Annotated in this window: 16 protein-coding genes; 11 read left to right on the top strand and 5 right to left on the bottom strand. The window is 69.9% G+C overall.

What is annotated here, in order from left to right; translation table 11 throughout:
• The first annotated feature begins 490 nt into the window (after positions 1-490).
• From ABTZ59_RS27430 to ABTZ59_RS27415, 4 genes are all read left to right on the top strand, one after another.
• A complete protein-coding gene (locus ABTZ59_RS27430) occupies positions 491-2,338 on the top strand; it encodes an ABC-F family ATP-binding cassette domain-containing protein (RefSeq protein ID WP_351418598.1) in 1,848 nt (615 codons plus the stop codon).
• 239 nt (positions 2,339-2,577) lie between these two features.
• Positions 2,578-4,503: an outer membrane protein assembly factor BamB family protein gene (locus ABTZ59_RS27425; RefSeq protein WP_351418592.1), complete on the top strand. Its 1,926-nt coding sequence runs from the start codon at positions 2,578-2,580 to the stop codon at positions 4,501-4,503.
• A 58-nt stretch (positions 4,504-4,561) separates the two neighbouring features.
• The gene (locus ABTZ59_RS27420; protein ID WP_351418587.1) at positions 4,562-6,469 is read left to right on the top strand and encodes an outer membrane protein assembly factor BamB family protein; all 1,908 of its coding nucleotides are present in this window, start codon (positions 4,562-4,564) and stop codon (positions 6,467-6,469) included.
• 249 nt (positions 6,470-6,718) lie between these two features.
• Positions 6,719-7,429 (top strand): helix-turn-helix transcriptional regulator, encoded by a 711-nt coding sequence (locus ABTZ59_RS27415; protein ID WP_351418582.1) that lies wholly within the window; start codon positions 6,719-6,721, stop codon positions 7,427-7,429.
• Positions 7,430-7,451: 22 nt separating this feature from the next.
• Here ABTZ59_RS27415 and ABTZ59_RS27410 read toward each other — a convergent pair whose 3' ends face one another.
• Positions 7,452-7,763 (bottom strand): hypothetical protein, encoded by a 312-nt coding sequence (locus ABTZ59_RS27410; protein ID WP_351418579.1) that lies wholly within the window; start codon positions 7,761-7,763, stop codon positions 7,452-7,454.
• Between the two features lie 88 nt (positions 7,764-7,851).
• A complete protein-coding gene (locus ABTZ59_RS27405; protein ID WP_351418576.1) occupies positions 7,852-9,522 on the bottom strand; it encodes a sodium:solute symporter family protein in 1,671 nt (556 codons plus the stop codon).
• Between the two features lie 260 nt (positions 9,523-9,782).
• On the opposite strand from ABTZ59_RS27405, the gene galT reads away from it, so the two are divergent.
• From galT to ABTZ59_RS27380, 5 genes are all read left to right on the top strand, one after another.
• On the top strand, positions 9,783-10,826 hold the full coding sequence (gene galT, locus ABTZ59_RS27400; RefSeq protein WP_351418571.1) for a galactose-1-phosphate uridylyltransferase: 1,044 nt from the start codon (positions 9,783-9,785) through the stop codon (positions 10,824-10,826).
• Between the two features lie 59 nt (positions 10,827-10,885).
• Complete coding sequence (galE, locus tag ABTZ59_RS27395; protein ID WP_249952740.1) at positions 10,886-11,854, top strand: UDP-glucose 4-epimerase GalE; 969 nt, start codon at positions 10,886-10,888, stop codon at positions 11,852-11,854.
• A 13-nt stretch (positions 11,855-11,867) separates the two neighbouring features.
• Positions 11,868-13,079, top strand: coding sequence for a galactokinase (gene galK / locus ABTZ59_RS27390; protein ID WP_503003755.1), 1,212 nt, complete (start codon positions 11,868-11,870; stop codon positions 13,077-13,079).
• A 153-nt stretch (positions 13,080-13,232) separates the two neighbouring features.
• Positions 13,233-13,475, top strand: a complete 243-nt coding sequence (locus ABTZ59_RS27385) for a type II toxin-antitoxin system Phd/YefM family antitoxin (RefSeq protein ID WP_351418566.1) — start codon at positions 13,233-13,235, stop codon at positions 13,473-13,475.
• Positions 13,475-13,849 (top strand): type II toxin-antitoxin system VapC family toxin, encoded by a 375-nt coding sequence (locus tag ABTZ59_RS27380; protein ID WP_351418561.1) that lies wholly within the window; start codon positions 13,475-13,477, stop codon positions 13,847-13,849. The genes ABTZ59_RS27385 and ABTZ59_RS27380 overlap by 1 nt, the downstream gene beginning before the upstream one ends.
• A gap of 155 nt (positions 13,850-14,004) precedes the next feature.
• Here the strand turns inward: ABTZ59_RS27380 and ABTZ59_RS27375 are convergent, their stop codons facing one another.
• Positions 14,005-14,451 (bottom strand): GNAT family N-acetyltransferase, encoded by a 447-nt coding sequence (locus ABTZ59_RS27375; RefSeq protein ID WP_351418557.1) that lies wholly within the window; start codon positions 14,449-14,451, stop codon positions 14,005-14,007.
• Positions 14,452-14,698: 247 nt separating this feature from the next.
• Between ABTZ59_RS27375 and ABTZ59_RS27370 the strand changes: the two genes are divergently transcribed.
• On the top strand, positions 14,699-15,610 hold the full coding sequence (locus tag ABTZ59_RS27370) for a LuxR C-terminal-related transcriptional regulator (protein ID WP_351418553.1): 912 nt from the start codon (positions 14,699-14,701) through the stop codon (positions 15,608-15,610).
• Positions 15,611-15,756: 146 nt separating this feature from the next.
• On the opposite strand, the gene ABTZ59_RS27365 is transcribed toward ABTZ59_RS27370, so the two are convergent.
• On the bottom strand, positions 15,757-16,251 hold the full coding sequence (locus tag ABTZ59_RS27365) for a MarR family winged helix-turn-helix transcriptional regulator (RefSeq protein ID WP_351418550.1): 495 nt from the start codon (positions 16,249-16,251) through the stop codon (positions 15,757-15,759).
• A 128-nt stretch (positions 16,252-16,379) separates the two neighbouring features.
• Between ABTZ59_RS27365 and ABTZ59_RS27360 the strand changes: the two genes are divergently transcribed.
• Complete coding sequence (locus ABTZ59_RS27360; protein ID WP_351418543.1) at positions 16,380-17,231, top strand: trans-aconitate 2-methyltransferase; 852 nt, start codon at positions 16,380-16,382, stop codon at positions 17,229-17,231.
• A 19-nt stretch (positions 17,232-17,250) separates the two neighbouring features.
• On the opposite strand, the gene ABTZ59_RS27355 is transcribed toward ABTZ59_RS27360, so the two are convergent.
• Positions 17,251-17,850, bottom strand: a complete 600-nt coding sequence (locus ABTZ59_RS27355; protein WP_351418536.1) for a Uma2 family endonuclease — start codon at positions 17,848-17,850, stop codon at positions 17,251-17,253.
• Between the last annotated feature and the right edge of the window lie 110 nt (positions 17,851-17,960).

Genomic DNA, 17,960 nt, shown 5'->3' with positions numbered 1-17,960 from the left:
CCGCCCCCCTCAAAGCTGCACTTGCGGTGGAGGGTTGGGGGTCAAGGGTGGGCGCAGCCCATCGGCTTGCCGACGCGACGAAGGAGCGCCCTTGACGCCCAGCCCGCAACCGCGAAACTGAAACCTAGGGGCGGCCCCCACCCGCCACCACACCCCCCGGCCCACCCCGACTACCCCTCGGTCCTCACCCGCACCCCACAACGCACCGCCACCAGCGGGGCATGAATCCCAGCCGCCCACAGCGGTCAGACGCTGAGCCGGGGCCGCGCCGCCCCATTCCACCGCTGCGCGCCCCGCACGCCCGACCCGCAACCGCGACACTCAAAGCTGAGGGGCGGCCCCCGTCATGACCGACTCCGGGTGCCCCCGGCTCCCCCTTACCTCTGCGGGGCCCGCCGCCCCAGTGCCCACAGGGCGGTCCGCCAGGTCGGCGCCGCCGGGATGGCGGTTACGCTGGGATGTCGATGCGTCCCCCGTAAGCAGGAGAAAAATGGCCGTCAATCTGGTCAATGTCGAGGCAGTCACCAAGGTGTACGGCACCCGTGCGCTGCTCGACGGTGTCTCTCTCGGCGTCTCCGAGGGGGACCGGATCGGTGTCGTCGGGCGGAACGGCGACGGTAAGACGACCCTCATCAGGCTGCTCAGCAGGCTGGAGGAGACCGACAGCGGGCGTGTCACGCACAGTGGCGGGCTGCGGCTCGGCGTGCTGACGCAGCATGATTCGCTCGATCCCGACGCCACGGTCAGACACGAGGTCATCGGTGATCTCGCCGATCACGAGTGGGCCGGCAACGCCAAGATCCGGGATGTCCTCACCGGGCTCTTCGGCGGGCTCGATCTGCCCGGGTTTCCGCAGGGGCTCGATACCGTCATCGCGCCGCTCTCCGGTGGCGAGCGGCGGCGGATCGCGCTCGCCAAGCTGCTGATCGGCGAGCCCGAGCTGATCGTGCTGGACGAGCCCACCAACCATCTCGATGTCGAGGGCATCGCCTGGCTGGCCGAGCATCTGCGGGCGCGGCGATCCGCGCTCGTGTGTGTGACGCACGACCGGTGGTTCCTCGACCAGGTCTGTACCCGGATGTGGGACGTCCAGCGCGGTGCGGTGCACGAGTACGAGGGCGGCTACTCCGACTATGTCTTCGCGCGCGCCGAGCGCGAGCGCATCGCGGCGACCGAGGAGGCCAAGCGGCAGAACCTGGTCCGCAAGGAGCTGGCCTGGCTGCGGCGCGGTGCTCCCGCGCGTACGTCGAAGCCGCGGTTCCGGGTCGAGGCGGCCAATGAGCTGATCGCGGACGTACCCCCGCCGCGTGACACCTCCGAACTGATGAGGTTCGCCAACGCGCGGCTCGGCAAGACCGTCTTCGACATGGAGGATGTGACCGTCCAGGCGGGCCCCAAGGTGCTGCTCACCCATCTGACCTGGCAGCTCGGTCCGGGGGACCGGATCGGGCTGGTCGGGGTGAACGGCGCGGGCAAGACCTCGTTGCTGCGGGCGCTCGCCGAGGCCGCCCGTACGCAGGGCGATGTCCAGCCCGCCGCCGGGAAGGTCGTGGTCGGCAGGACCGTCAAGCTGGCGTATCTGTCCCAGGAGGTCTCCGAACTCAAGCCGTCGCTGCGGGTCCTCGAAGCCGTGCAGCAGGTACGGGACCGGGTCGACCTCGGCAAGGGGCGGGAGATGACCGCGGGCCAGCTGTGCGAGCAGTTCGGCTTCACCAAGGAGAAGCAGTGGACGCCGGTCGGCGATCTCTCCGGTGGTGAGCGGCGCCGCCTCCAGCTGCTCAGGCTGCTGATGGACGAGCCGAACGTCCTCTTCCTCGACGAGCCCACCAACGATCTCGACATCGAGACGCTGAACCAGTTGGAGGACCTGCTCGACGGCTGGCCGGGCTCCATGGTCGTCATCTCGCACGACCGGTTCTTCATCGAGCGGACCACCGACAAGGTGATGGCGCTGCTCGGTGACGCGAAGCTGCGGATGCTGCCGCGCGGGATCGACGAGTATCTGGAACGCCGCCGCCAGTTGACCGAGTCCGCGGTTCCGGCCGCGGCACCGGCCGCCGCCGAGGGCCGGTCCGCGGGCACGGGAGCGGCTGCGGGTACGGCCGCCGGTACGGGGGCCGTGTCGGCCAAGGACGGCCGCGCGGCGAAGAAGGAACTCCAGAAGATCGAGCGGCAGCTGGACAAGATGTCCAGCCGTGAGACGACCCTCCATCAGCAGATCGCCGACAACGCCACAGACTTCGAGAAAGTGGCCAAATTGGATGCGGAGCTGCGCGAACTGGTGGGTGAGCGCGATGAGTTGGAAATGCGCTGGCTGGAGCTCGCGGAGGACGCGTAGAGACGCCGTGCAGAGCGCGTAACGAGCGCATCACGGGCCGGTCCTCCCTTGGGAACGGGGGCGGACCGGCCCGTCCCGTGAGGACGGCCGAGTGATAGAAAGAAGCCCCGCTCGACTGATATGACGATGCGGAAACCGCGCCCGATTCGCTCCATTCCGGTGGCCGGTAATCATCGGCCACCGGAATCGCGGGGGAGTCCGACCGGGTCGCGGACCGTACTAACAGGGGGAAAGCGCTGATGAGTCAGCCGCCCAGTCAGCAACCGCCGCAGGGGGGCTTCGGAGCTCCGCAGGACCCGCCGCGAGGTGGCGCGCCGGGGCAGGAGGGACCGCAGAGTCCTCCGCCGCCCGCGCAGCCTCCGCAGATGCCGCCGCCTCCGCAGACGCCGCCGGGTCCACAGGCGCCGCAGCCTCCGCAGACGCCCCAGCCTCCACAGACGCCGCCGGGTCCGCCCGCCGCGCAGCCCGGTTACGGCTATCCGCAGGCGGGACCGGTCGGTCAGCAGCAGCCGGGCCCGTACAACCAGCCCGGACCCTACGGTCAGCAGCAGCCGGGCCCGTACAACCAGCCGGGTCCGTACGGTCAGCAGCAGCCCGGTCCGTACAACCAGCCGGGGCCGTACAACCAGCCGGGCCCCTACGGGCAGCAGCCAGGACCCTACGGCGGTGGCTATCCGCCCCAGCAGTTCCCCGGCCCACCCACCGCGCCCCCCGGTGGCGCCGGCGGTGGCGGCAAGAACCCCTTCAAGGGCAAGCCCGGTGTCATCATCGCGGCGGCCGTCGCGGGAGCGCTGGTCATCGGAGGCGGCATATGGTTCGCCGTCGGCGGTGACGACAGCGGCGACAAGCCGAACGTCAGCAAGAGCGGGGACGCCGAGCCGACCGGTTCGCCCAGCGTCGACCAGGGCGACGGCAGCGGCGACGGCCGTGAGGCCACGGACGACCTCAACGCCGGGCGCAAGGACGGCGAGGCCAGGGTCGAGTGGCTCCAGACCAACGATGTGGACCTGCCGCGCAACGGCTCCGATGTGTACGGCCCCTGGTTCGCCGGCGACACCGTCGTCAAGGCCATGTACCGGCAGGTCGTGGGGTACTCCGCCGCCGACGGCAAGAAGAAGTGGACGCTGTCGCTGCCCGCCGAGATCTGCGCGGCGCCCGTCGCGTCCACGACCACCGGCAAGCTGGTCATCGGGGTCAAGAACGGCACCACGGAGAAGGCCGACTGCAACCAGCTCCAGCTGGTCGATCTGATGACCGGCAAGGGCGGTTGGAAGAAGGAGATACCCGAGACGGGGGCCTTCGACCTGCTCTCCGACATCACCATCGCGATGAGCGGCGACACCGTGACCGCCGCCCGCACCGGAGCCGTCAACGCCTTCCGGGTGAGCGACGGCAAGGAACTGTTCGGCAAGCTCCCCGGCGACTGCCAGCCGTACGCGCTCACCGGCGGCCCCAAGCTGATCGCCGCCGAGAGCTGCACGTCCGGCGGGAACCAGATCCAGGAACTCGACCCGGCCACCGGTCAGGCCAAGTGGACCTACAAGCTGGCCGCCGACTGGGACACCGACAAGGTCTATTCGATCAACCCGCTGGTCGTCTCGTTGAAGAACGACGAGAAGGACACCTGGAGCATCGTCGCGCTCAACGCGGACGGCACCCCGCGCTCACAGATCCAGGGCGGCAACGACAAGTTCGCACCGAACTGCGGCGGGAGCTTCATCGTCTTCGGCCAGAATCTGGAGGGCTGTGTCGGTGTCGCCGCCGACGCGAACACCTTCTACATGGCGACCGCGCCCGACAGCGGCAGCACCTCACGCACCAACGAGATCGTCGCCTTCAGCCTGGACACCGGAAAGTCCACATGGCGTGCGAAGGCGCCCGAGGGCCGCACGATGACGCCGCTGCGCATGGAGGGCGGGAAGGTCCTGGTCTATCTGGACGCCACGTACGACACGGGCGGCGCGGTCGCGACGGTGGCCCCGAGCGGGGGCGCCCCGACCACGCTCTTGCAGCACCCGGCGTCCACGGCACAGATCGAGAACTCCTTCTACTCGCCGAAGTACGCCTATGTGGACGGCCGTTTCTATGTGATGAGCGGCCGGGTCAGCGCGAGCAACGACGAAGAGGAACTGAAGACGAAGACGATGATGGCCTTCGGGAAATGACCCTGTCCGCTCTCGCCGTTCTTCTCGTCCCCGACCACTTTCCCGAGGTACGTACGTCATGACGCAGCCGCCCCAGCCACCCAACGAGCCCCCGCAGGGAGGGTTCGGCGCTCCGCAGGAGCCTCCGGCCGGCGGGTTCGGTGCCCCGCAGGAGCCGCCCCCCGGCGGGTTCGGCGCCCCGACACCGCCCCCGCAGAACCCTCCGTACGGCTATCCGCAGGCGCCGCCGCAAGGTCCCCCGGCCGAGCCGCCGCAGACACCGCCGCCCGGCCCCCAGCCGGGGTACGGGTACCCGAACCAGCAGCCCGGGTACGGCTATCCGAACCAGCCGCCGGGGTACGGGTATCCGGGCCAGGCGGGACAGCCGGGTCAGCCGGGTCAGCCGTCCCCGTACGGCTACCCGACCCCGCCCATGCAGCCGGGGGCCCAGCAGCAGTACCCGTACCCGGCGCCTCCGGGGGCCGCCGGTGTCGGTGGCGTGGGTGGTGGCGGTGGTGGCGGCAAGAAGCTGAGCCGCCAGGCGCAGATCATCATCGCCGCGTCCGTCGCCGTCGTACTGATCATCGGCGGCGGTGTCCTGTACGCGTCCTTCGGTGACGAGGGCGGGAAGAGTGACGCCAAGGGCGGCTCATCCGGCTCCAGCGAGGGCGGTACGGCGGGCACCGGCGGCGAGAAGGCCGCCGACGGCGCGGGCAAGGAGAAGGTGCCCGGCAACACCAGGTCCAAGGCCGCCTTCCAGCTGCCGGTGCCCGAGGTCACCGACGTCACGACGGTCAAGGGTTCCTGGATCACCGACACCGCGTATGTGAAGACCGGGGTCAACGAGATCGTCGGCTACGACCTGGACAAGGGCACCCAGCTGTGGTCGATCCCGCTCCCGGGCCAGGTCTGCGCGGCATCCGCCCATGTCTCCGATGACAACAAGACGGCGGTCGCCTTCGCCGCGGCCAAGACGACGGCCGACAAGAACTACCAGCAGTGCACGGAGGTCGGCGCGATCGACCTGATGGCCGGAAAGCTGCTCTGGTCCAAGTCCGTCAAGGGCTCCAACGTGGGTGACGAGAAGGTCCGGTTCAGCGAGGTCACCCTCAGCGGTGAGACCATCGCGGCCGGCGGTACCGACGGCGGGGCGGCTTTCGACCTGGCCGACGGCTCGGTCCGGTGGAAGCCCGAGGTCAGCGCCGAGGGCTGCTACGACATGGGGTACGGCGGCGGCGAAGGGCTCGTGGCGGCCCGCAAGTGCGGTTCGTACGACGACCCGCAGGTCTCCATCCAGAATCTGAACCCGGTCACCGGCGCCCCGGTCTCCACCTTCCAGATGCCGACCGGTGTGGACTACGCGAGCATCGTCTCGACCAACCCGCTGGTCGTCGCGGCCGACGTCGGTGACACCGCCGGGGACGGCAGCGGGATCTCGGACTTCTTCTCGATCGACGCGAAGACCGGCAAGCTGATCGCCAAGATCCCGGCGGACGCCGACAAGTACGCGGCGAAGTGCCGCTCCACCGAGGTCGAGTCCTGCCAGATGCTGGCGGTGGGCAACGGCCGGCTCTATCTGCCGACCGAGGAGCACGAGGGCGGCGGGGAGTACGGCGACACCAACGAGATCGTCTCGTTCGACCTCGCCACCGGCAAGGGCACCTCGGACCGCGCCGACGCGGGCGACCGCTACACGATGGTGCCGCTGCGCATGGATGGCGGCAACATCATCGCGTACAAGCGGCCCCCGTACGACAAGGGCGGCCAGATCGTCTCCATCGACGGCGGCACGTTCAAGCAGACGGTGCTGTTGGAGAATCCGGCCGGCGAGACCGTGCGTGACATGGAGTCCGGCTTTCTGCCGGACTACGCGGAACTGCTCTACCGAAACGGCCGGCTCTTCATGTCCGACACCACGCTGAGCAAGCCGTCGAATTCGTCGCTCGACGACAAGTCGTATCTCGCCGTCTCCTTCACGACCGGCTAGCGGCTCGGCCAACTGCCTTTACGGGCACGACATTTCGGGGCCCCGGCCCGTGGGTGACACCACGGGCCGGGGCCCCGCTCGTATCCGGACTGGCCGGTCAGTAGTCCTGAATGGCAGGGAATTCGGCAATCCGAGGGGCTTCTGACCGTTAGGGGGCGCGCGATGTCGAACAAGCGTGTAGCTTGCCGGGTCTAGAGACCGGGGGCCGGGGGGCCGGGCAGGTAACGGGGGACGGGGGGAGGGTTGCTCATGGGTGTGCGGATCATGGTGGTCGACGATCACAGACTCCTCGCCGAGGCGCTCGCCTCGGCACTGAAACTGCGCGGGCACCGGGTGCTCGCGGCGGCGGCGCCCACGGCGGGCGTCGCCGACCTGGTGGTGAGCAGGGCGCCCGAGGTGTGTCTGCTGGGGACGGCGGTGCCCGCCGAGCCGGGCACGTTCGACCCGATCGCACGGATCAAACGGGAGCGCCCGCAGGTGGCGGTGGTCGTGCTCGGGCCGGTGCCCAGCCCGCGCGGGATCGCCGCGGCGTTCGCGGCCGGCGCCTCCGGCTACGTACGGCACGACGAGCGCATCGAGGGCGTGGAGCGGGCCATGGTCAAGGCGCGCGCCGGGGAGGCCGCGGTGGCGCCCCAGCTGCTCCAGGGCGCGTTCACCGAGCTGCTCAATCCGGTGATCCAGCCCGACGACGAGGGCCAGCGGCTGCTGCGGATGCTGACCCCGCGCGAGGTGGAGGTGCTCGTACGGGTCGCCGAGGGCGAGGACACCCGGCTGATCGCCGCCGGGATGCGCATCGCGCCGAGCACGGCCAGGACGCATGTGCAGCGGGTGCTGATGAAGCTGGGGGTGGGCTCCCGGCTGGAGGCCGCGGCGCTGGCGGCGCGCACGGGGCTGCTGGACCGCGCCGCGCCGCACCCGGACGCGGCCAAGGGGCCGGATCACCGCACTCGGCGTGAGTGAAGTCCGGCCCCCGTGACGGCTGTTACTCGGCGGGCGGGGCGGGTGGGGCGTCCGGTGTGGCCGGTGTGGTCGGTGTGGGCGGCGCCGTGGGGCGCAGCTTCAGCCAGACCAGGAAGAACAGCCCCAGGGCCAGCATCCCGAGCCCCGTCCACAGATTGATGTTGATGTCCTGCGCCTTCTCCAGATCGGCGTCGGACGCGGTGATCCCGGCGATGGTCACGATGATCCCGTAGACCACGAAGAGCCCGCCGATGATGCGGCGGATGTCGAAGAGCCGGGCCGCGGTGGCGGACTTGGCCTCCAGCTCCTCGACGTCGTTGCGGTAGTCGCTCATGGTGATGTGTTCCTCTCGGCGCCGTCAGCGCCTCGGCGTCAGGACGTCGGCCTGTCAGGTCGTGGTGTCAGCACGTCAGGTCGGGGCGTCAGAAGGAGAACGGCACGTAGCAGATGGCGGCGAGGATGATCGCGCCCCAGCCGAGCAGAGCCGGCCTGCGGTACCAGGCGTCGTCGCCCTCGGCCGGCAGCTCGTCCATGTCGGGCGAGCGCGTGCCGTACACCAGCCCCGCGAGCTTCTCGGCGGGCTTGGGCCGCGTCACGTACGAGACCACCACCATCACCAGGGCGCCGACGACGAACGCGACGATGGAGGAGACGAAGTTCGCGCCCTGGTCGCTCGGGATGTCGACGATCCCGCCCTTGTAGAGCCAGAAGTAGTTGACCATCGCGGCGACCGTGCCGGAGAGCAGCCCCCAGAAACCGGCGGCCGGGGTGGTCCGCTTCCAGAACATACCGATGATGAAGACCACGAACAGCGGGACGTTGAAGAAGGAGAACAGCGTCTGGAGGTAGTTCATGATGTTGCTGAAGCTGGAGGCGATGAACGCCGTACCCATGCCGATCAGCACACCGACCGCCGTGACGACCCGTCCGGTCTTCAGGTAGTACGCGTCCGCACGGTCCTTCTTGAGGTACGCACCCCAGATGTCGTTGGTGAAGACGGTGTTGAACGACGAGACGTTGGCGGCCATACCGGCCATGAACGCGGCGAGCAGACCGGTGACCGCGATGCCGAGCACACCGTTCGGCAGCAGATCCCGCATGAGGACCGGGATCGCGTCGTTGTACTGGAGGCCGCTGCCCGCCTTGCCCAGCGTCGGTTCCATCACCAGCGCGATCAGACCGGGGACGATCACGACCATGGGTATGAGGATCTTGGGGAAGGCCGCGATCAGCGGGGTGCGCTTGGCGGCGGAGAGGTTCTTCGCGGACAGCGCGCGCTGCACCTCGGCGAAGTTGGTGGTCCAGTACCCGAAGCTCATCACGAAGCCGAGGCCGAGGACGATCGTCAGCCAGTTCGCGCCGAGCGGGTTCGGCGAGCCGACGCCGGTGCCCTCCCAGGCGCTCAGGAAGGCGCCGCCGTGCGAGCCGGTGAGGGAGTCGGTCAGCCCGTCCCAGCCGCCGACCCGCTTGAGACCGACGATGGTCAGGGGTATCAGCGCGGCGAGGATGACGAAGAACTGGAGCACCTCGTTGTAGATCGCCGAGGAGAGACCGCCGATGGTGATGTACGCGAGGACGAAGAAGCCCGCGACGACGATCGCGATCCACTCGGGCCAGCCGAGCAGCGCCTCCAGCACGATCGCCATCGCGTAGAGGTTGACGCCCGCGATCAGCACGGACGACACCGCGAAGATGACCGACGAGAGCAGATGGGAGGACGGGCCGAAGCGGTGCAGCAGGAACTCCGGGACGGAGCGCACCTTCGACCCGTAGTAGAACGGCATCATCACCAGGCCGAGGAAGACCATGGCGGGGATGGCGCCGATCCAGTACCAGTGCACGGTATAGACGCCGTACTGGGCGCCGTTGGCCGCCATGCCCAGGATCTCGGTGGCGCCGAGGTTGGCGGCGACGAACGCGAGGCCCGTCACCCAGGCGGGCAGGGAGCGCCCGGAGAGGAAGAAGTCAAGGCTGGTCCGCACGCTGGCACGGGCGGCGAAGCCGATGCCGAGGACCACTACGAAGTAGATCGCCAGGATGGTGTAGTCGAGCCCGTTGGTGGGGAGCCGGAGCCCTTCGGCCAGGTATCGCATGGGGGGTACCCGCTTCGTCGCAAGAAGATGACTCTGCCGGAACCTACGCTTCTGTGTTTAGAAAATGAACACTTGTGTTGGTTTTCTTTGTCCGATCGTGATCGGAGTGTGGGGGATCCGGGGGCTCCGGGGGATCCCGGGGCTCCGGGGGCTCCGGCTCCGGCGTCAGTGGCCGTTGACGTCGACTGTTCGCTTATGATTTGTTGTGCGCGGTTCTGTTGGGGAGAGGCCCTGGGAGCCGCGGGCCGTGGAGGCAACCGATGAAGAAGACGGTGACGAGACTCGCCGACGGCCGCGAGCTGGTCTACTACGACCTGCGGGACGACGCCGTGCGCGAGGCTCCCGACCGCAGGTCCCTCGGCCCGGTCGCCACCTCCTCCGAGATCCGCCGGGACCCGCTGCTCGGTGACGCCGTCGCCATCGCCTCGCACCGCCAGGCCCGTACGTACCACCCGCCCGCCGACGCATGCCCGCTCTGCCCCTCGCGGGACGGCCGGCTCAGCGAGATCCCGGAGCCGGACTACGACGTCGCCGTCTTCGAGAACCGCTTCCCCTCCCTCGCCGGGGACTCCGGGCGCTGCGAGGTCGTCTGCTTCACCTCCGACCACGACTCCTCGTTCGCGGACCTCACCACCGAGCAGGCCGGGCTGGTGCTCGACGCGTGGACCGACCGCACCGCGGAACTGGCCGAGCTGCCGGAGGTCGAACAGGTCTTCCCGTTCGAGAACCGCGGCGCGGAGATCGGTGTCACCCTCGGCCATCCGCACGGGCAGATCTACGCCTACCCCTTCGTCACCCCGCGCACCGCGCTGATGCTCCGCTCCGTACGGGAGCACCGGGCCGCGACCGGCCGCAACCTCTTCGACGACCTCGTCGAGCGCGAGCGGACCGAGGGCGGCCGGGTGGTGCTCGCGGGGCGGCACTGGCTGGCGTTCGTGCCGTACGCGGCGCACTGGCCGTACGAGGTGCACCTCTACCCTGTCCGGCGGACCCCCGACCTGCGCGGGCTCGACGGCGCGGCGCGCACAGAGTTCCCACAGATCTATCTGGAACTCTTGAGGCGCTTCGACCGGATCTTCGGCGAAGGTGAACCGCCGACGCCGTACATCTCCGCCTGGCACCAAGCGCCCTTCCGGGCCGAGGGGCGGCACGACTTCGCGCTTCACCTTGAGCTTTTCACCATCCGCCGCACTTCCGGCAAGCTGAAATTCCTCGCGGGTTCCGAATCCGGCATGAGTGTGTTCATCAACGACGTGCCGCCGGAGGCCGCGGCCGAGCGACTGCGAGAGGTAGCGAGCGAGTGAGCGAGACTGTGTCTTCCCCGGGAACGACGGCGACGACAGGGAAGACGGCGACGGCTCCCGTGGCCCGGAAGTACTTCGTCACGGGCGGTGCGGGATATGTCGGCAGCGTGGTCGCGGCCCATCTGCTGGAGGCCGGTCACGAGGTGACCGTGCTGGACGATCTCTCCACCGGATTCCGCGAGGGCGTCCCGGCGGGAGCGGACTTCATCGAGGGCCGGATCCAGGACGCCGCGAAGTGGCTGGACCCCTCGTACGACGCGGTGCTGCACTTCGCGGCCTCCTCGCAGGTCGGCGAGTCCGTCGCCAAGCCCGAGAAGTACTGGGACAACAACGTCGGCGGCTCGATGGCGCTGCTCGCCGCGATGCGCGCGGCCGGGGTGCGCACGCTCGTCTTCTCGTCCACCGCCGCGACCTACGGGGAGCCGGTCTCCACCCCCATCACGGAGACCGACCCGACGGCGCCCACCAGCCCGTACGGCGCCACCAAGCTCGCCGTCGACCACATGATCAGCGGGGAGTGCGCGGCGCACGGTCTCGCGGCCGTCTCCCTGCGGTACTTCAACGTGGCCGGGGCGTACGGCAGTTGCGGCGAGCGGCACGACCCCGAGTCGCATCTCATCCCGCTGGTCCTCCAGGTCGCCCTCGGCAAGCGGGAGGCGATCTCGGTGTTCGGCGAGGACTACCCGACGCCGGACGGCACCTGCGTACGCGACTACATCCATGTCGCCGACCTCGCCGAGGCCCATCTGCGCGCGCTGGACGCGGCCACCGGCGGCGAGCATCTGATCTGCAACCTCGGCAACGGCGCGGGCTTCTCGGTCCGCGAGGTCATCGAGACCGTACGCGCGGTCACCGGGCACCCCGTCCCCGAGGTCGTGGCACCGCGCCGGGGCGGCGACCCCGCCGTGCTGGTCGCCTCCGCCGAAGCGGCCCATGACCGTCTCGGCTGGACCCCGAGCCGCGCCGATCTGGCGGGGATCGTCACGGACGCGTGGGCGTTCGCCCGCCGCGAGGAGAACCAAGGATGAGGGAGAACCACGGGTGAGCCGGAGCGGTACGGGCGTGGACAGTGCGGACGCCGGCGGAGAAGACGTCGTCGAGACGGTGACCCAGGAGTTCCGGCGGCTGTACGGGGCCGAGCCCGAGGGCGTGTGGGCGGCCCCCGGCCGGGTGAATCTGATCGGCGAGTACACCGACTTCAACGACGGTTTCGTGATGCCGCTGGCGCTGCCGCACCGGGCCGTCGCCGCGGTGTCCCGCCGTCCGGACCCGGTCCTGCGGGTGCACTCCGCCGATGTCTCGCAGGGCGTCGTCCGGCTCGACGCCGACGCGCTCGTACCGCTCTCCTCCACCGGCTGGGCCGCCTATCCGGCCGGTGTCGTCTGGGCGCTGAGGCAGGCCGGGCACCCGGTCGCGGGCGCCGACATCCATCTGGCGTCGACCGTCCCGACCGGCGCGGGCCTCTCGTCCTCGGCCGCGCTGGAGGTCGTCACCGCCCTCGCCCTGAACGACCTGTACGAACTCGGCCTGTCGGCGCCGGAGCTGGCGGTGCTCGCGCAGCGCGCCGAGAACGATTTCGTCGGTGTGCCGTGCGGGATCATGGACCAGATGGCCTCGGCGTGCTGCGCCGACGGACACGCGCTCCATCTGGACACCCGCGACCTCTCGCAGCGCCAGGTGCCCTTCGACCTGGCCGCCCAGGGGCTGCGGCTGCTGGTCGTCGACACCCGCGTCAAGCACGCGCTCGGCGACGGCGCGTACGCCGAACGGCGCGCGGGCTGCGAGGCGGGCGCGCGGGCGCTCGGGGTGCGCGCGCTGCGCGATGTGGCGTACGAGGACCTGCCCGGGGCGCTCGACCGGCTGGCCGCGGCGGGCGAGAGCGAGAACGTCCGCCGTTACGTCCGCCATGTCGTGAGCGACGACCACCGCGTCGAACGGGTCATCGCGCTGCTGGACGCGGGCGATGCCCGCGCCGTCGGCGGGATCCTGGTCGAGGGCCATGCCTCGCTCCGCGACGATCTGCGGGTCTCCTGCGCCGAACTCGACCTGGTGGTCGAGACGGCCACGGCGGCGGGCGCGCTCGGCGCCCGGATGACGGGCGGCGGCTTCGGCGGCTCGGCGGTCGTCCTGGTCGAGGAGCCGGACACGGAAGCCGTGACGAAGGCGGTCACGGAAGCCTTCACGGCGGCGGGCCACACCGCCCCGCGGGTCTTCCCGGCGATCCCGTCGAGAGGGGCGCACCGGCTGGTCTGAGGGCGGCCGGGGGAGCTGTCCCGCCGGGGCGCGGGTGCCGAGTCCGGTCCCCCGCGTACCTGCGGTGACTCGGTGTACGTCCACGTACGTCTGGTCTCGGCTAGACTTAGTCCAGTGCTTAGTCCGCCCCTGAACGCCTGTGAGGCCCCAGTCATGGAAGCAGCCCGTCAGTACAACGTGCACGAGGCGAAGACGCACTTCTCACGCATCCTGGAGCAGGTGGCCACCGGCGAGGAAGTCGTGATCAGCAAGGCCGGGGTGCCGGTCGCGAAGGTCATACCGCTGCGGCCGGAAGTGAGACGGACGGGGCGGGGGTCCCTCAAAGGGCGGATCCGTATCAACGACGACTTCGACGAGCTTCCCGACGACATCGCCGACGCCTTCGGGATGCGCTGATGAGGCTGCTGCTCGACACCCACATCATCCTGTGGTGGCTGGCTGATTCCCCTGAACTGGATGACGGGGTCAAGGATCTGCTGGACAAAGAGCCTTCCGTGTATGTCAGTGCGGTGTCGCCGTGGGAGATCGCGATCAAACAGTCGCTCGGCAAACTCGAAGGACCCGAGGATCTGGCGGAGCGTGCCCGGGACAGTCAGTTCACTCCGCTGTCGATCAGCGCGGGGCATGGAGTGCGTGCGGGCAGGCTGCCGGCGTATCACCGGGACCCCTTCGACCGGTTGCTCGTCGCTCAGGCGCAGATCGAGGGCATGACGCTCGTGACCCGTGACAAGTGGATTCCGCACTATGACGTGCAGGTCATGCCCGTGTAGACAGCCGGAGCGCGTACGGTTCCGGCGTGCCGGGCGCGTCCCCGGCGTCGGATGCCGTCCGGCGGGTGCGCGTTCCGGTCGGGTCCGTATCCCGGTCAGGCCAGGCCAGGCCAGGCCAGGCCAAGTCAGGTCAGGCCAGGCCAGGCCAGGTCAGGTCAGGTCAGCGTCTTGATCAGGATGTACTCCGTCACGCCCGGCGGGTAGTCCATGATCTCGCCGACGACCCGGTAGCCCTGCTTGCGGTAGAAGTCCGGGGCCTGGAAGTCCCAGGTCTCCAGACGCGCCCGCGCGCAGTCGCGCTCCGTCCTGGCCATCCGTTCCGCTTCGGCCAGCAGCCTGCTGCCCAGCCGGGCGCCGCGGTTCCGTTCGTCGACCCAGAGCAGATCCACATGGAGCCAGCGGGCCCAGGTACGGCCGGTCAGGCCGCCCGCCAGCTCGCCCGTCGTATCGTCCAACAGCCAGACATGGAGCGGGACTTCCTCCCCCAGCGGACTGGTGCGCAGCGCGCGCATGACCGGTGAGCGGTCCGAGTTGGCCGCGCCCAGCCGTTCGCCGAGAGCGGCGTGCCGTTCCTTGTCGACTTCTGTCTCCATACGAAACATGGGGCCCACCATAAACACGGCGGCCAACGAGTTCTGCGAATTTCCTTCCGCTTCGGGCCTGCGCCCGTACGCTGGGAAAAAGCACCGGTGGGGGCCGGTGCTGTTCAGGGGTGGAGACAAGTCGGGTACGACGCCCGGGGTGGGGCAGCGGTCATCAGGCGGCGGCGGCCGTGCCGTTGATCTGTCGCCCCGCATACCGGGCGCCGTGCCCGTTGACATCCGCCACCCGCGTTTCAGGGGGTGTCCAGTGGTACGTATCCGGGTTCTTGTGGTGGACGACCATCGCATCTTCGCCGAATCGCTTGCCGCCGCGCTCGCGGCCGAGCCGGACGTGGACGTGTCGGCCGCGGGCAGCGGCCCCGCCGCGCTGCGCTGTCTCGAACGCGCGGCGGCCGAGGGGCGCAGGTTCGATGTGATGCTCGTCGACGCCGATCTGGGCACGGTCCCGGGGGCGGCCGGCGGTGCGGTCAACGGCTCGCTCAACGGGGCGGTGACGGGTTCCCTCAACGGCTCGCTCAACGGCTCGCACAACGGGGCGGTGAACGGGACGGCCAACGGCACGACGGCGGGGCCCGGACCGGGACCGGCGGGGGCAGGCGGGTCGGCCCAGGTGCCGGTCGCCCGTGCCGTGCCGGACCATGGCGAAGCCGTCCTGGTCGACGGCATCTCGCTGGTCGCCGGGGTCCGTTCGGGCCAGCCGTCCGTCCGTACGGTCGTGCTCGCCGAGAAGGACGACCCGCACCGCGCCGCCCTGGCGCTCCAGGCGGGCGCCTCCGGATGGGTCGCGAAGGACTGCTCGCTGCAACGGCTGCTCGCCGTCATGCGGGGCGTCCTGCGGGACGAGACGCATCTGCCGCCCGCGCTGCTCACAGGCGTCCTGCGGGAGCTGACGGCCGCGCGCAAGCACCGTACGGAGAGCGAGCGGCTCGTCGAGTCGCTGACGCCGCGCGAGCGCGAGGTGCTGCGCTGCATGGTCGCGGGGCTGGGGCGCAAGGCCGTCGCCGAACGTCTCTTCCTCTCCCCGCACACCGTCCGTACGCATATGCAGAACGTGCTCGGGAAGCTGGGCGTGCACTCCACGCTGGCCGCCGTCGCCCTGGCCCGCCGCGCGGGCGTCGGACCGGTCGATCTGGTGCAGCCGCTAAGGGCCGTCCCGTAATCCCCGGCGGGCGCGCGACGACAGCTACGGCACCTCGCCGCGTTGTCGGAACGCCCGAATACGTCCAGTATGCGAGCGCCCCTCCGCCTTGCGATGCACCGCATCTGACGCCGCGCGCTGATCCACCAGGGATTACGGGACAGCCCTTAGGGAACGTTGTCGAACGGGGCGGTCAACTGGCGTAGCAGCCCGGCCAGTTCACCCCGTTGGGCGCGGGACAGTTCGACGAGGATCGCGCGCTCCTGGGCGAGCAGCCCGGCGAGCGCCTGATCCGCGCGGTCCCGCCCCTCGGTGGTGAGCCTGACCAGCACCCCGCGTCGGTCGCTGGGGTCGGGCAACCGCTCGACCAGGCCCTTCTTGGTGAGCCGGTCGATACGGTTCGTCATCGTTCCCGAGGTGACCAGGGTCTGGGTCAGCAGCTGGCCGGGCGAGAGCTGATACGGGGCGCCCGCGCGCCGCAGCGAGGTGAGTACGTCGAACTCCCACGGCTCCAGACCGTGCTCCGAGAAGGCGATACGGCGCGCGCGGTCGAGATGGCGGGCCAGCCTGCTCACACGGCTGAGCACCTCCAGCGGTTCCACGTCGAGGTCGGGGCGCTCTCGGCGCCATGCTGCGACCAGTCGGTCGACCTCGTCCTCCATGACGATCAGTGTAGAGGGTGCCTCGACATGAAGTCTCTTGACGTCAAGATATATGGGGTGCAGGCTGGGACGTGACCGCCGCCGGCCGCTCCGGCGGTGTACGCCGCGACCGCGATGGGGGCTCCACCATGCACTCCGCACCTACCCCTTCCTCCGCCCGGCCCGCTCCGACGTGGGACCCGAAGCAGTACCTCAGGCACGCCGGGCATCGCGGCCGTCCGTTCCTCGATCTGCTGGCCCGTATCCCCGAGCCGCCCGCCGGTGAGGGCGGAACCGTCAGGATCGCCGACCTCGGCTGTGGCCCCGGCAATGTCACCGCGCTCCTCGCCGAGCGCTGGCCGGCCGCCCGGATCACCGGCCTCGACAACTCGCCCGAGATGCTGGACCGGGCCCGCGAGGACCACGAGGGCCCCACCGCGGGCGGCGGTACGCTCGAATTCCGGGCCGGTGACGCCGCGCACTGGACGCCCGGCGAACCGCACGGCCTGATCGTCTCCAACGCGGCCCTCCAGTGGGTGCCGAACCACCCCGACTCCTTCGCCGGCTGGATCGACGCGCTCGTCCCCGGCGGCACCTTCGCCTTCCAGGTCCCCGGCAACTTCGGCGCGCCCAGCCACACCCTGCTCGCCGAAGTGTGCGCCTCCCCGCGCTGGCGCGACCGGCTCGACCTCCCGGCCCTGCGGGCCACCCGGGTCCTGGAGCCCGCGGACTACCTCACGCGTCTGACGGACCTGGGCTGCGCGGCGGACGTCTGGGAGACGACCTACCTTCAGCTCCTCACCGGCGAGGACCCGGTGCTCGACTGGGTCAAGGGCACGGCCCTGCGGCCCGTCCTCACGGCGCTGGAGGACGACGAGGAGGCCACGGCGGAGTTCACGGCCCAGTACCGAGACCTGCTCCGCACGGCCTACCCCCCGGGCCGGCACGGCACGGTCTTCCCGTTTCGCCGGATCTTCGCGGTCGCCCAGAAGGAGGGGTAGGCCGGCGCAACCGGCGGACTCAGAGCTGGTTCAGCGCCTCCAAGGTGATGTCCATGTCGATGGTGAACGGGACGCCGGTCTTCAGCCGGTCGTGGTGGATCCCCGTCAACGTGTACGACTTCGACAGCGGGTCCAGTTCGTACACGCGTACCACTGGGTGCATGTCGGCGCCGGCCATCTCGACCAGCCAGAAGTTGGGGATGCCCGCCGTGGCGTACTTGTGCGGCTTGCTCTCTCGGTCACGTGCCTCGGAGTCCGGGGACACCACCTCGACGGCGAGCAGGACGTCCGATGCCTCGTACCTGGTCTGTTCAAGGCCGGTGATCGCCTCGGCGCGGACGACGGACACATCGGGCTCGGGACCGTTGCGGCGGTCGAGCACCACCGTCATCTCGCGACGCACCTTCAGGTCCGTCGGCACCGTGCGGCGCAGGCCCATCATCAACAGGTCGATCACCGTGGTGTGGAAATTCCGCTGCGGACTCACGAAAACGAGGCTCCCGTCGATCAGCTCGGTGTGCGGCGGGAGTCCTGGCAGGGTGAACAGATCGTCCACGGTGTAGCCGTCCTGCGGGGGCACAGGCCACTGGTGTGCGGCCTTGACTGGCTCTGCGGTCATGATTCCTCCCATGGACGGAATGCTCGGCCCTGCTCCTCCACCGTAGCGGTGGAATACGACAATAGTCATCACAATGAGTGACCATGCCCCCCGAGGCTGACCGCGGTGAT

Source organism: Streptomyces sp. NPDC094034, from assembly GCF_040303865.1.
Taxonomy (GTDB): Bacteria; Actinomycetota; Actinomycetes; order Streptomycetales; family Streptomycetaceae; genus Streptomyces.
This window is presented reverse-complemented; position numbering and strand designations above follow the sequence as displayed.